The following is an 11,812-nucleotide window of genomic DNA, read 5'->3' as shown; positions in this document are numbered from 1 at the left end:
CCCGCGGAGCGGGTTCCTGAGCGCTGCGCGCTCAGGAGAGAACGGCCTCGCTGCGCTCGGCCGGGGCGCCTTCGGCGCCCTGCCCTCCGCTTCGCTTCGGGCAGTGGACCGCCTCGCTGCGCTCGGCGGGACTCAGCTTCGCCGAGCGAGGGCCGGCCCTTCGGGCCGGGGTCCTGCGCTGCGCTGCGGACTGTTGTCGGCGTACTCATGAGAGTGCTCCACCGAGTACAGAGATCTGTGCACCAGTCTTTCGCCATCTGCGTCGGTCCGAAGCCGTTCCACCGACCTGGCGTTGAGCTGCCGAGTAGTCTCGCCCTCAGAGGGGGCGTCATGGAGTCACTCGGGACCTTGTTCGTGGCCGCGGCCTGGGGTGTTCCGCTGGTCAGCCTGCTGGGCGGGGTGATTGCCGCTGTAGCCATCACACGTTGGCGCCGCCGCGCGATCAGCGCTCTGGAGAGGGACGAGGAGGAGCAAGGCGGACCTGCCTTCTGAGCATCCGGTCGGTAGGGAAGCGCGAGCGCTCATAGATCGGCGCCGAGGGCATCCGTGACGACCGATCATCCGCCTCCGCAGGTCAAGGCCCACCCGTTGCACGATCTTCAGGCTGCGTCGTCTCGTTCTCGTTCGATGGCGGCGAGTCGGTTCTTGAGGCGGTAGCTTGGGCCGTTGATGGAGATGACTCCGCAGTGGTGGAGGAGGCGGTCGAGAATGGCGGTGGCCAAGACCTCGTCGCCGAACACCTGCCCCCATTCGCTGAAGGTCTTGTTCGAGGTCAGGATGATCGAGCCCTTTTCGTAGCGCTTTGAGATGACCTGGAAGACCAGGTTCGCCTCGGCTCGCGCGAGGGGCTGGTAGCCGACCTCGTCCAGAACAAGGACGGCTGGCCGCAGGTAGCTGCCGAGTTTGCTGGTCAGGCGTCCGGCGGATTCGGCAGCGGTGAGGTTGCGGACCATGTCGTCGAGGCTGGTGAAGTAGATCGAGTAGCCGGCCCGGCAGGCGGCGACCGCCAACGCGATGGCGATGTGTGTCTTGCCCACCCCGGTGGGGGTCGGAAAGACCCACATCGCCATCGCGTTGGCGGTCGCCGCCTGCCGGGCTGGCTTCACCATCTATTTCACGTCGCTGGACGACATGGTCCGCCAGCTCAAAGCCGCTGACTCCATCGGCCGCCTGAACCGCAAGCTTCAGAGCTACCTGCGGCCCCATGTTCTCGTGGTCGACGAAGTCGGCTACCTGCCGCTGGAGCGTGAGGAGGGCAACCTCGTCTTCCAGCTGATCTCGAAACGATATGAGAAAGGCTCGATCATCCTGACCTCAAACAAGAGCTTCAGCGAATTCGGACAGGTCTTCGGCGACGAAGTCCTAGCCACGGCCATCCTCGACCGTCTCCTCCACCACTGTGACGTCGTCCCGATCAACGGCCCGAGCTACCGGCTCAAGAACCGTCTCACCGCCATCGACGGCGAAGCCGGCGTCGCATAACCCAACCTTCCCGGGAACCCCATCGACTCTGACCTCCTACCACCCAGACGGCAACCCCGTTCCCTCAATACCCTCGACGAGCCGGGGCCGTCGGAAGCGCCACCAGCGTCCACCCCCGGGTTCCGCCCGCTCAGCGCTGACTCCTTCGAGAGCAACCGTGGCACATAGGTAACGGGCGTCCAGGTCTTTCAACTCGCCATCGCGAAGTGAGCGCACGGCCTCGGTCAGCATCGGCCATGCTTCGACCAGCCAGTCCCGGCACCTCAGGTCGTGGTCATACTCAAATGCGCCCTGCGCATCGAAGCCGTCCTCGATGTCTTCGACGAACGCCGCCCACCTCTCCAACATGGCGTTGATCGTGACGACGCCGCCATAGCGGTCGGCGAGCGCCCGCCCCGCCTCATGGATCGACGCATAGTCATCTGAGCTGAGCATCTGTGACTCCACCCGCCTGACCATGCCACCGATGCTATCGACGCTCAACCCAATAGCGCCCCGCCATTCGACCCGTGCATATCGGGCCAACCAAGGCTCTGCACGTTCCTACGTACTTCCTTCTGCAGTTTCACGAGTACGCCGACACCAGGTGGAGCGAGACTCCGGCCTGGCAGTTGGTGACCTTGCCCGCGGTGCCGGTGTACTGCCGCGTCACGCATGCCGAGGCATCACCGTCCTTGAGGAACCCGGTGTCGTCGATGACCATCGCGGCCGGCCTGATCGCCGACTGCATCTTCCACGCGAGTCGGGCCCGCACGTGGGCCGGATCCCACGGGCTGGAGGTGATGAAGTGGGCCAGGACCTGCCGGTTCCCGTCCTGGCCGAGCCGGGAGGCCATCGGCTCGACCGACTTGCGTCCGCCGTCCGTCAGCAGCCCGCGCAGGCAGACCGACCCCCACCGCCGCTGATCCGCCCGCACGAACGGCTCGAACACCTCCGCCGCGAAATCCTCCAGATCACACCGGACCGCAGCCAACTCCTCAGGCTTCACACCCGATCAACGCAACAACCGATCACCCGGACACGCCACCAACGACTGAACCTGACCAAGCACTAGTAGTGCTTGGTAGGGAAACCCTCTGGCTCGGGGCCCTTTGGGCCTGCTCCTGCGCTTCGCTGCAGGAGCTGCCCGGCTAAACCGGGCTGTCGGGTCCCTTCGCGCTGCGCGCGAAGGAGAGACCGGCCTCGCTGCGCTCGGGCACCGGCCCTTTGCGCCGGGGTCCTCCGCTGCGCTTCGGACGGGCACGCGTAGTGCTTGGCAGGGAAACCCCCTCGCTTCGCTTCGGGCCCTGCTCCTGCCGCTTCGCGGCAGGAGCTGCCCAGCTAATCCGGGCCTTGATCGGCCGAACTGCGCGTGTGAGGAGAGAACCACCTCGCTGCGCTCGGTGGAGGCTCGGCTTCGCCGAGCTAGGCCGGCCTTCGGCCGGTGTCCTGCGCTTCGCTTCGGACTGCTCGGGGCCTCGCTGCGCTCGGCCTCGAGGGCCTGTTGCACAGGCCCTGACCCTGTTTCATGGGGTCCGGTCCTTCAGCCCGTTGGGCGGGTCCGCTTCGCTCCCCCGCCCGGGCCCTTCCGGCTCCGCCTTCAGGACCATCTCGCTCCGCGGGCAGCTGGCAGCGGACTCGTCTTGGGAGCTTCGTTCGTGGCTCCCTTTTACTCCAAAAACGAGCTCGGCGAAGCTGAGCTCGTTTGCCTACCAGACGGCAGCTACTTCGACTACGATCGGTGTCTTCTTTGCGGTATGCACATTCTCAGCTATCAAGTATCCAGCCGGTATACGCTGCCCAGGCTTGACGCCCGAAGCGATTCTCGCTCGCAATATGCCTTCGCCATCCACCGAGCAGACAATATCAAGCTGGGCTTGATAGGCATACGCATAGTGACAGTACGGACGGTCACCCAGCAGCGGTGATGCCACCCCAGGATTCATATCCAACCAAACAACGGGAATGTCATCCTGATGAGGAATCGACGCAGGTAGAACCACTTCCGCGACCTCCCCCGGAGCCCCTCGCAGAACAATCTCCTTCGGAGCCGCGCCCTCCCCGCTACACCCACTCAGCCCCACTGCGGCCACAGCCAAAACGATGCATTGCACCCAAGCCCGCTCGTACCTCTTCCCCAACATCTTCTTCACCCCCCGCGAACGGGTCAGCATGACCCCGCAGGGACTCTAACCCGCTTCAAGACCTCTGGTCAGAGCGGCCGAGTGTGGAGACCCCCGTTTCACGGGGACCGGGCCTACGGCCCGTTGGGCCGGTCCGCTTCGCTCCCCACCTCCTGGGCCCTTCCGGCTTCGCCTCCAGGCCCTAGCTGTATTGCCCGCTATGCGGGCAGCTGGCCGGCGAAGTCAGGCTGGTGGTGAACCGGTCGAGGAGTCGGATGGCCGTGACGTGCTCGTATTCGCAAGCCAGGTCATGGGCGGTCTTCCCTTCGAGGGCGATGGCGGGGTCAGCGCCGTAGGCGAGGAGGATTGCGGTGAGCGCGGTATTGGCTGGCTCCCCTGATTGGAGCGCGGAGTCGCCTTCCAGATCGATGGCATGCATCAAGAGGGTCTGCCCGCAGCAGACCTCGTTGACGTCAGAGCCTTCATCAAGGAGCCGCGTCAAGGTGGCGTACTCGGCCGACTCAACCGCTTCATGGGCCGGGGTCCAGGGGTTGTCGACCATGTACTTCCTCGGCAGTGCGTAGGGTCTCACTCTTGCATCAAATAATATCGCGGATAATAACTGGGGGCCGGGGCTGCTGGCAGACCCGCACGTCAGTGGCGCGGCATCCGCCCCACGTACGCGGCGAAGGGAAACCCGACCTGGCAGTTGGGGGCCTTCACCAACCGGACGACACCCCCGCACGACGCCCATCACCTGGCGGTGGGTGCCAGGTGATGCGGGCTTGGTAATACGTGAATGGCGTACGGCACGCCCCGTGTCGGCCCGGGGCGGCCGGGTGGGTCAGTAGCGGACCCAGAGGGTGATGATGTCCGGGCGGTCGACGCTGAAGGGCTCGCAGAAGAAGACGGGGCCCCAGATGTTGTAGCCGGCCCGGCCGGCGGCCACGCATTCGGTGTACGAGGCGTGGTTGCTGCGGGCGTAGAAGCCGGTGCCCGGGACGGCCTCGGCGGCGCCCGCGGCGCCGAGGGCGAGGGCTCCCGCCGTGACGGCGGTGGCGACGGCGGCTGCTGTGCGGCGGTACATGGCATGTCCTCCTGAAAAAGTGCCTGACGATGCGATGTGGTGCGGTACGTGCAGGCTGCGCAGCCGGACACGAACGTACCGTCACGAACCAGGCCGCACAATAGGTCTAGGCCAATGCGTCGCGTTCCCGGTCTGGGGGAGGGCGTCATCAGACCAGGTGATGGGGCGGGCCACCTCGGGCACTGCGGAGACCTGCGCCCAGGTCTCGTACGCCTGCCGCGTGCAGACGAGTCCGCGGTCCGCCTCGGCACGGGCCAGGGCGACGGGCGCGGCGGCCTCACCGCGCTTGTAGTGGGCTTGACCGGCCGCCGGGTCCCCGCCGCCGCGGCGTGCCGCCTGAACGCGGCCAGGCCGGGCTGGTCGTCGCACCAGGTGGTCAGCGCGTGAGTCCACCCGCCCATCCAGCCGACGTCGAAGACGGGTCCCCGGACGGGACCGAGACCATCGCCTCGTCGAGGAGGCTCAGGCCGTCGGCGACCCGGCCCGCGAAGACCTTCATGCGGCTTCCATGTGGAGGCGCAGGGCTGTCAGGTCGGGGTCGTCGAGCCGTCGGCCGCACTTGGTGACCGAGGGGGGATGTCGGTGGCGAGGTGCCGGTCGTCAGCGCGACGTTGTCGTCGGGGCGGAACCTCCGCTGTCGAGGGCCGCGAGGCGGTCGACCTCCCACGGTCGTTGGGGAACGGCATCCCGTCCGAGCCGTTGGCCCGGGAGCGCGTGAACAGGCTGGCGCTGTCGTAGGGGCAGCGTCACCGATCTGCTCGCGCTCGTCGACGATCAGGAGCTGCCGGGGTGGTGACCGGCCTGGGCGGCCCGATGGTCAGAGTCTCGATGTGCTGGGTGGTCATGGTTCGTTCTTCTTGGGGCCGGGCACCGGGTGCGGGTCCGGGTCGGAGATCGGCGTCGTGGTGCGCCGGCCGGTGCGCGTCGGTCGCGATGTCCCTCCCTTCGCCGGCCGATGGGGGGATCGGCGTACGGCCCCGGCCCGGTCGCTGGCGTCCGCCTCTTGGGTGCGAAGCCGCCGTCGGCAGTCCGCGGTGTGCGCTCTGCCGACGGCGGTGTGCTGTGTTCAGGCCCGCAGCTGCAACCGCTTACGGCCAGTCGATGTCCTCCCCAGCGTCGGCGGCCACGACGATCGCGGGGCCGGGGGTCGGCCAGTCGATGTCGGTCTGCAGCCCGATGGCAAGGACGGTCAGAGCGGAGGACAGGATTGCGGCAGAAAGCAGCAGCAGGTGCTTGGGCATGGGATCTCCAGGTATGGCCCGGACACTGACGTTTTGAACGGCCCTGACAGGCAACGGTTGTTGCCCGGCTTGACCGCCGTAAACCTAGGACGATCAAGTTGACATTGACAAGTGAGTTGCCAAAAGTTGCCTAGAGTTTTCGGCCGGATGGTGCCTGCCGCTGTGCGGTTCGTGGCACCATATTGGCAACTCAGATGTCACGAGGGGGCGTGACGAAGACATGGTGGGGACGCGACAGCGTGTCCCGCCCAGAACGATTGCGGGACTTGCATGACATCACAGTCGTCCTTCGGGTCGCGCCTCAGATCGCTGAGGCAGCAGCAGGGGCTCTCCCAGGCAGCTCTGGCGGGCGACGAGATCTCTACGGGGTATCTCTCCCGTCTGGAGTCCGGCGCACGACAGCCCACCGAGCGGGTCATCAGCTATCTGGCCAAGCAGCTCGGGGTGGACCGCTCTGCCTTCGACACCCCGCCCACCAGCGGTTCCCTCGGTCAGGCAGTGAGCATGGCGGCCACGACGGACAACGACGGGGCCGCCGAGGAGCTCATCGACGCGCTCGCCGCAGCGAGCGACGAGGACCCGCTGCTGCGCTGGCAGGCCTTGTGGCACATCGTCAAGTACTGGCACCGCCGGGGCGAGCGCGCCGAGGAACTCGCTGCTCTTGAGCAGCTGTGCGCACTCGCCGACGAACTCGGGCTGGCGGCGCTCCAGTGCCGGTCCCGGACCACCTTCGCCCGGTGTCTGAGGGCGGCGGGCGAGATCTCCCGGGCGTTGGAGCTGGCCACCCGCACCTACCGGGAGGCGAAGGAAGCGCGGCTGTCCACGGCCGACACGGGCAACGCCCTGCTGAGCCTGGTCGCGACCGAGGCGGAAGCCGGCCGGCTGCCGGACGCCCGTACGCACGTGGAGGAGCTGCTCGAACTCGTGGCGGACGTCCCGGACAACACCCGGCGGGCCGAGGCGCTCTGGTCGGCGGCCACGGTCCATTCCCGGCTGGGGGACGACGAGGCCGCCATGGCCTACCTGGGGCAGGCCATGGCGGCGCTCGACAGCCGTGACGACCTCACGCTGTGGGCGCGCCTGCGGCTGGCCGCGGCCTCGCTCTCGCTGCAGTCCCGGCCCGCGCTCACCGGCCCGGCCCGCAAGTACCTCGGGGAGGCGGAGACGGCGCTGTCGCTCGTCGGCACGCCCGTGCAGGAGCAGGAGCTGCTGACGCTCCAGGCGCACCTCGCCTTCGCGGAGGGGGACCGCGTCGCGGCCCGGGGCTTCCTCGACCGCCTGGACCTCGACCAGCTGATGCTGAGCTACCGGGACCAGATCCGGCTGCACGCCCTGGACAGCCTGCTGCTGATCGGCGAGGGGCACCAGGAGCGCGGGCTCGCCCGGCTCAAGCAGCTGGGCGAGGACGCCCGCCGCGCCTCCAACATGGACTTGGCGGCGGAGATCTGGCGTCTCCTGGCCGAGGCGCTGGAGCACACGGAGAAGTTCGGCACGAGCGCCTGAGCGGCAGGGGCGCGGAAAGGCTGTCGGGCCGGACCCCGTGTGGGGGGTCCGGCCCGACAGCCTTTCCGCGACCGACTGGCTACCGTCCGGGGGCGCGCACCCCGACGCTCGCCAGGAACGGCGCGGCGTACCTCCTCGGATCCGTGCCGGCCGGGTCGTCGGTGAACAACTCGGCGCGCAGCGTCCGGTCCCCGGCGGGGTCGGCCGCGTAGCCGAGCACCAGACAGGGACCGCTCAGGTTCGTCAGGCTCAGGATCAGATCCGCCACATCGCGGCCCTCGGGGTCGTGGAAGTCCTGGGACGGCACGCAGCGGAACCCCATGTTCACCTTGAACGAGAAGAGCCCGGCCTTCGTGAGGTGGCCGTACAGGTTCGGCTCGTCGCCCAGCGTCGCCCAGCGGTACCCCTTCTCGCGCCCCGTTCGCATCGCGGCGAAGTAGAGCGTGCGGGCCAGGCTGTGCCGGCGCCACTGCTCCGTCACGGCCGAGAACCGGATGCGTACGGCGTCCTCGTCCCCGCACTCGCGCACCACGCAGCCGCCGACCAGCTCGTCGCCGTCGTGGGCGAGCACCGCGAAGTACTTTTCCGCACCGCCCAGGAGCCGGTCCCGCTGCCGGACGGCGATGGGGATGCCGTAGGCCATCTCGGCGACCCTGTCCCCGTACAGGGACAGGAACGGATCCAGGATCTCCGGCACGAGCGTGTCGTGAACCGAGAAGCGCAGCACGCTCTCCGCCCGGGTCCGAGCCCGCCGGATGTCCTGGCGGGACTTGTTGTCCAGCCGGGCCAGAAACCCGGTCTCGTCAGAGCCGAGCTCGGCCTTCCAGCACAACAGTTCGGGCTTGAGGACGAATCCCGCCTCGGCCAGCTCGTCATGGCAGGCGGCCGGCGGTTCGGTCATCCTGACCACGTCGACGGACCTGGAGCTGCTGAGCCAGGGTCGGGAGGCCAGCTCCGTCGGGGTGATCAGGGCGACGGACAGTCCGTGCTCGTCGACGATGTCCATCCGCGTCACCCGACCCGGTCCGAGCCGACGGCGGCCAGGGCGGGGCCGGCGTCGCCGCTCTCTGCCACGGTCACGCGGAAGCGCCGGGCGATCTCCGCCACCCGCTCGGCGACCTGTGCCTCGTCCGCGGCCCGCATCACCACGATGCCGCCGTAGACGGACGAGTCGACCGGCCCCTCGAAGACGTCTCCGACCTTGGTCTTGACCTCGGCATGGACCACGCCCGGCGCCGCCAGCAGCTCCTCGACCGGGGTGACGGCGGTGACCGTGCCGAGCGGCCGCGGCAGCATGTACTGGATCATGTGGTCCGCGCGCGCCGGCTGCTCGACGTCGACCGGCTCCCCCAGGGACAGGTCGACCAGGACGCGCAGGTGGTCCACGCCGTACTGGTGCTCCAGCTGCGGTGCGATGCCTCCGCCGCCGGTCCGGCAGGCGATCTCGCCGATCAGATAGCCCCGGGAGCACTTGAGGACTTCCAGGTGGGTCACCCCGTCGGTGAGGCCCAGCGCGGCGACCACCTGCTGGTGGAGCTCGGCGACGACCCGGGCTTCCGGATCGTTCTCGGGCAGGGTGTACGAGCCGATGACTCCGCCCACGCTGCGCAGCACCGGCGCGAAGTACCGGGACACCGGGGCGAACTGCACCTGCCCGTCCACCACGACGCCGTCGCAGTGCAGCTCGGTCTCGATGTCGACGAGTTCCTCGGCCAGCAGCGGATAGGGGGCCGCCCGCAGGCTCGCCGTGCTGTCGTCGGTGGCCAGGGCGCGGGCGTGGTCGGCGTCCCGGAGCACGAAGATGTCCTCCGAGCCGCCGCCGAAGGCCCGCTTGACGACGAACGGCCAGCCGAGCTCGTCCCCGGCATCCGTCGTGTCGGCGAAGGAGTCGAGCCGGCGGAAGGCCGCCACCGGCAGCCCCGCGGCCGCCAGTTCCTGCTTCATCACGAACTTGTTGGAGAAGGCGTTGGACACCGCGTATCCGGTGCCGGCCAGTCCGAAGTACGAACGGATGTAGCCGCCGGCCTGGATGCTCCACTCCGACGGGGCCACCACGTGGTCGAACGGGTTCCTGGCCCGGATGCGCAGCGCGGCGAGCCGGACCGCGGTCAGGTCCTCGATGGTTCCGACCACCTCGACGTCCACGCCGGGCCCGTAGTGGTCGACGTACTCCGGCATGGTGATGACCGACAGCCGTATGTCCTCCCGTTCCTGCAGCATCCGGGCTGCGTTCTGCCGGCTCGAGTTGATCAACAGGACGTTCTTCATGACGCGGACCTTTCCTCGGCCATGGCGGGTGCGGGAGTGACGGGAGCGGGGCGGGGCGCGGAGTTCCGGACCGTCCACACGAGCACCCCGAGCAGCGCGGTGGCCGTGACCGGCAGGAAAATCCGGACCGAGCCGGTGAGGTTCGCCGTGAGGCCCAGCAGGAGTGCGGAGACGGGCACCGCGCCGGTCATGAAGGTGCGGATCACCGCGTTCACCCGGCCGGCCAGCTCCGCGGGGATCTCGTGCTGCCGGTAGGCCATCGTCGTGGCGTTGACCCCGCCTTCGCCGAGGCACAGCACGCAGAAGCCGATCACCACCGCCAGAGGGGTGCTGATCAGGAGGCCGGCGGAGCCGAGTGCGGCCAACCCGAGCCAGAACGCGATCCGCTGCTGCCTCCGGTCGGGAGCCAGCACCTTGGGGCTGAGCCAGGCACCGACGGCGGCGGCCACCGCCCCGCAGGAGACCGCGATGCCCAGGGCGGAGGACGACCAGTTCCATTGGGTGGCGCCGACCGTGAGCAGGGTGGGTTCCAGCGCGCCGGCGCCGAGGTTGTACAGCGCGACCGCGAAGGCCAGCCGCTGCAGATCGGGCCGGGAGCGGAAGTAGGCGAAGCCCTCGCGGAGCATCGCGCCCATCGCCGTCCGGGTCCTGGCGGGCGCCAGCTTCGGCATGAAGACGACCGTCAGGCTGGTGAGCAGGAAGGTGGCTGCGTCGATCGCCAGGGCCCAGCCCGGGCCGACGCCGGCGATGACGGCTCCGGCCAGGGCGGGCCCGGCGAACCGGGCCGCCAGCTGGATGGAGTTGAACCAGCCAGACGCCTGGTCCAGGCGCTCGCGCGGGACCAGGGCCGGGAGCAGGCCGTAGTCGCCCGCAACGTCGGAGACGACCTTGGCCAGGCCCATGACGAACAGCGCCACGAAGACCGGCGCGATCGCGTGCACGGCCAGCAGCAAGGGGATCAGGGCCACGCAGACGCCCTGAACCACCTCACCCGCGGCGAAGAGGATGCGCCGGTCGTACCGGTCGATCGCCGCGCCGAGGAACGGCGCCGCCAGATAGGGAGCGGTCTGGGCGGCGAGGCTCAGGACGGCCAGCAGGCTCGACTCCGTGGACTCGACGAGCGCCCAGGGAACGGCCAGGTAGAGAAAGGTGTTTCCGGCCGTGGACACCGCGGTGGCCCCGGTCAGCAACCAGAACGATTTCATCGGGAATCCTCATCGCAGAGGGAGGTCGGGAAAGGATCAGAGGAAGTGCCCGCTGGCCAGGTACGGCCCCGGGACAGCCATGTCGCGTACGGCGACGTAGCCCTCCTGGACGATGTCGAGCCCGGCCGCCAGGCCGACGTCCATCGCCCATTCGTTGGCCGCGGTGATCGACGGGACGAACGCCCCCTCCGGGGACGACGCCAGGGCCTCCCACAACAGCGCCCGGGCCGTGTCCTCGTGGGCGGCGGCCAGCAGCGCCACGTGGCCCCGGTCGTCGACGTACGCGTATCCCGGCCGGTGCCCCGACCGGGCCACGATCAGCCGCAGCGTGGAGAGCATGAAGGTGTGGTCGGGCCCGTGGCCCGCGCCGCGGAGGTCTTCGTCGACGCGGTCCATCCAGCCGAAGTCGGCGGTTCCGCCCTCGGTGAGGCCGGTGACCGCCGGAAGCGCGGTCCGGTCGACGGCCCCGGTCATCCGCACCTGGGAGTGGAGCGAGAACCCGGCCAGCCGGTACCGGCGCGTCGCGCCGGGGTGCACGCTGGAGATGAAGATCCCCTGGCGGTCCCCGGCGTGCGCGAGCGCGGCGTCCATCAGGCCCTTGCCCACGCCCCGGCCCTGCCGGCCCGGCCGCACGCCGTACGTGGCCAGGTACCAGAGGCGGTCGCGGTTCTGTGAGATCGCGAAGCCCACGACCTCGTCCCCGTCCACCGCCACCCAGCACCCTTCCGGGTCCACGGTGAGGAAGAAGCCCATCCGGTCCACCCAGAGGGCGGACGCCTCGGCCGAGCGGGGCTCCACCTCGGGCTCGACAGCCCGCCTGTTGAGCTGCTCGGCTTCGAGGAACGTCGCCGCCGAGGCGCGCTCCGCGGAGTGGAGGTCGTCCGCCCGCATCAGTCTGATCTGCATGTTGAACTCCTGGATTCC

General features: G+C 69.0%; 11 protein-coding genes and 2 pseudogenes. 2 read left to right on the top strand and 11 right to left on the bottom strand.

Features of this window, described 5'->3' with window-relative positions; all coding sequences use genetic code 11:
- Positions 1 to 599 precede the first annotated feature (599 nt).
- Positions 600 to 1,046, bottom strand: a pseudogene (locus ACIF6F_RS36310) (ATP-binding protein); the annotation flags it as partial.
- On the opposite strand from ACIF6F_RS36310, the gene ACIF6F_RS36305 reads away from it, so the two are divergent.
- Entirely contained in the window at positions 1,015 to 1,482 is a 468-nt protein-coding gene (locus ACIF6F_RS36305) for an ATP-binding protein (RefSeq protein ID WP_399957648.1), read from the top strand. The pseudogene ACIF6F_RS36310 and the gene ACIF6F_RS36305 sit on opposite strands and share 32 nt — an antisense overlap.
- A 36-nt stretch (positions 1,483 to 1,518) precedes the next feature.
- On the opposite strand, the gene ACIF6F_RS36300 is transcribed toward ACIF6F_RS36305, so the two are convergent.
- The 6 genes and pseudogenes from ACIF6F_RS36300 to ACIF6F_RS36275 all read right to left on the bottom strand — a co-directional run bounded on the left by ACIF6F_RS36300 (position 1,519) and on the right by ACIF6F_RS36275 (position 5,912).
- Positions 1,519 to 1,917, bottom strand: coding sequence for a hypothetical protein (locus tag ACIF6F_RS36300; protein WP_399957645.1), 399 nt, complete (start codon positions 1,915 to 1,917; stop codon positions 1,519 to 1,521).
- Between the two features lie 142 nt (positions 1,918 to 2,059).
- Positions 2,060 to 2,455, bottom strand: a pseudogene (locus tag ACIF6F_RS36295) (transposase); the annotation flags it as partial.
- A 1,331-nt stretch (positions 2,456 to 3,786) separates the two neighbouring features.
- The gene (locus ACIF6F_RS36290; RefSeq protein WP_399957642.1) at positions 3,787 to 4,146 is read right to left on the bottom strand and encodes an iron dependent repressor, metal binding and dimerization domain protein; all 360 of its coding nucleotides are present in this window, start codon (positions 4,144 to 4,146) and stop codon (positions 3,787 to 3,789) included.
- Between the two features lie 282 nt (positions 4,147 to 4,428).
- Complete coding sequence (locus ACIF6F_RS36285) at positions 4,429 to 4,671, bottom strand: hypothetical protein (protein ID WP_399957638.1); 243 nt, start codon at positions 4,669 to 4,671, stop codon at positions 4,429 to 4,431.
- Positions 4,672 to 5,047: 376 nt separating this feature from the next.
- Entirely contained in the window at positions 5,048 to 5,170 is a 123-nt protein-coding gene (locus tag ACIF6F_RS36280) for a hypothetical protein (protein WP_399957635.1), read from the bottom strand.
- Between the two features lie 589 nt (positions 5,171 to 5,759).
- Positions 5,760 to 5,912 carry a hypothetical protein gene (locus ACIF6F_RS36275; protein WP_399957633.1) on the bottom strand — a complete coding sequence of 51 codons (153 nt, stop codon included), beginning with the start codon at positions 5,910 to 5,912 and terminating at the stop codon, positions 5,760 to 5,762.
- Positions 5,913 to 6,182: 270 nt separating this feature from the next.
- Here ACIF6F_RS36275 and ACIF6F_RS36270 point away from each other — a divergent pair, with 270 nt between their 5' ends.
- Positions 6,183 to 7,415 carry a helix-turn-helix domain-containing protein gene (locus ACIF6F_RS36270; RefSeq protein ID WP_399957630.1) on the top strand — a complete coding sequence of 411 codons (1,233 nt, stop codon included), beginning with the start codon at positions 6,183 to 6,185 and terminating at the stop codon, positions 7,413 to 7,415.
- 79 nt (positions 7,416 to 7,494) lie between these two features.
- On the opposite strand, the gene ACIF6F_RS36265 is transcribed toward ACIF6F_RS36270, so the two are convergent.
- From ACIF6F_RS36265 to ACIF6F_RS36250, 4 genes are read right to left on the bottom strand one after another with little or no spacing between them, the layout of a single operon-like run.
- Positions 7,495 to 8,421 (bottom strand): GNAT family N-acetyltransferase, encoded by a 927-nt coding sequence (locus tag ACIF6F_RS36265; protein ID WP_399957627.1) that lies wholly within the window; start codon positions 8,419 to 8,421, stop codon positions 7,495 to 7,497.
- Positions 8,422 to 8,426: 5 nt separating this feature from the next.
- Positions 8,427 to 9,683 carry a hypothetical protein gene (locus tag ACIF6F_RS36260; RefSeq protein ID WP_399957624.1) on the bottom strand — a complete coding sequence of 419 codons (1,257 nt, stop codon included), beginning with the start codon at positions 9,681 to 9,683 and terminating at the stop codon, positions 8,427 to 8,429.
- The gene (locus tag ACIF6F_RS36255) at positions 9,680 to 10,888 is read right to left on the bottom strand and encodes an MFS transporter (RefSeq protein WP_399957622.1); all 1,209 of its coding nucleotides are present in this window, start codon (positions 10,886 to 10,888) and stop codon (positions 9,680 to 9,682) included. The genes ACIF6F_RS36260 and ACIF6F_RS36255 overlap by 4 nt, the downstream gene beginning before the upstream one ends.
- Before the next feature lie 36 nt (positions 10,889 to 10,924).
- The gene (locus ACIF6F_RS36250) at positions 10,925 to 11,794 is read right to left on the bottom strand and encodes a GNAT family N-acetyltransferase (protein ID WP_399957620.1); all 870 of its coding nucleotides are present in this window, start codon (positions 11,792 to 11,794) and stop codon (positions 10,925 to 10,927) included.
- Positions 11,795 to 11,812: the final 18 nt, after the last annotated feature.

This window comes from Streptomyces sp. NPDC086023 (assembly GCF_044540325.1).
In the GTDB taxonomy this organism is placed as follows: domain Bacteria; phylum Actinomycetota; class Actinomycetes; order Streptomycetales; family Streptomycetaceae; genus Streptomyces.
Note: the sequence above shows the minus strand (reverse complement) of the source record. Positions and strands in the feature narration are given on the sequence as shown.

What these genes read in the sequence shown, in the direction of transcription:
- ACIF6F_RS36305 (WP_399957648.1), top strand. Translation starts at nt 1,015, where the DNA reads ATGGCGATGTGTGTCTTGCCCACCCCGGTGGGGGTCGGAAAGACCCAC.
- ACIF6F_RS36300 (WP_399957645.1), bottom strand. Translation starts at nt 1,917, where the DNA reads ATGCTCAGCTCAGATGACTATGCGTCGATCCATGAGGCGGGGCGGGCG.
- ACIF6F_RS36290 (WP_399957642.1), bottom strand. Translation starts at nt 4,146, where the DNA reads ATGGTCGACAACCCCTGGACCCCGGCCCATGAAGCGGTTGAGTCGGCC.
- ACIF6F_RS36285 (WP_399957638.1), bottom strand. Translation starts at nt 4,671, where the DNA reads ATGTACCGCCGCACAGCAGCCGCCGTCGCCACCGCCGTCACGGCGGGA.
- ACIF6F_RS36280 (WP_399957635.1), bottom strand. Translation starts at nt 5,170, where the DNA reads ATGAAGGTCTTCGCGGGCCGGGTCGCCGACGGCCTGAGCCTCCTCGAC.
- ACIF6F_RS36275 (WP_399957633.1), bottom strand. Translation starts at nt 5,912, where the DNA reads ATGCCCAAGCACCTGCTGCTGCTTTCTGCCGCAATCCTGTCCTCCGCT.
- ACIF6F_RS36270 (WP_399957630.1), top strand. Translation starts at nt 6,183, where the DNA reads ATGACATCACAGTCGTCCTTCGGGTCGCGCCTCAGATCGCTGAGGCAG.
- ACIF6F_RS36265 (WP_399957627.1), bottom strand. Translation starts at nt 8,421, where the DNA reads ATGGACATCGTCGACGAGCACGGACTGTCCGTCGCCCTGATCACCCCG.
- ACIF6F_RS36260 (WP_399957624.1), bottom strand. Translation starts at nt 9,683, where the DNA reads ATGAAGAACGTCCTGTTGATCAACTCGAGCCGGCAGAACGCAGCCCGG.
- ACIF6F_RS36255 (WP_399957622.1), bottom strand. Translation starts at nt 10,888, where the DNA reads ATGAAATCGTTCTGGTTGCTGACCGGGGCCACCGCGGTGTCCACGGCC.
- ACIF6F_RS36250 (WP_399957620.1), bottom strand. Translation starts at nt 11,794, where the DNA reads ATGCAGATCAGACTGATGCGGGCGGACGACCTCCACTCCGCGGAGCGC.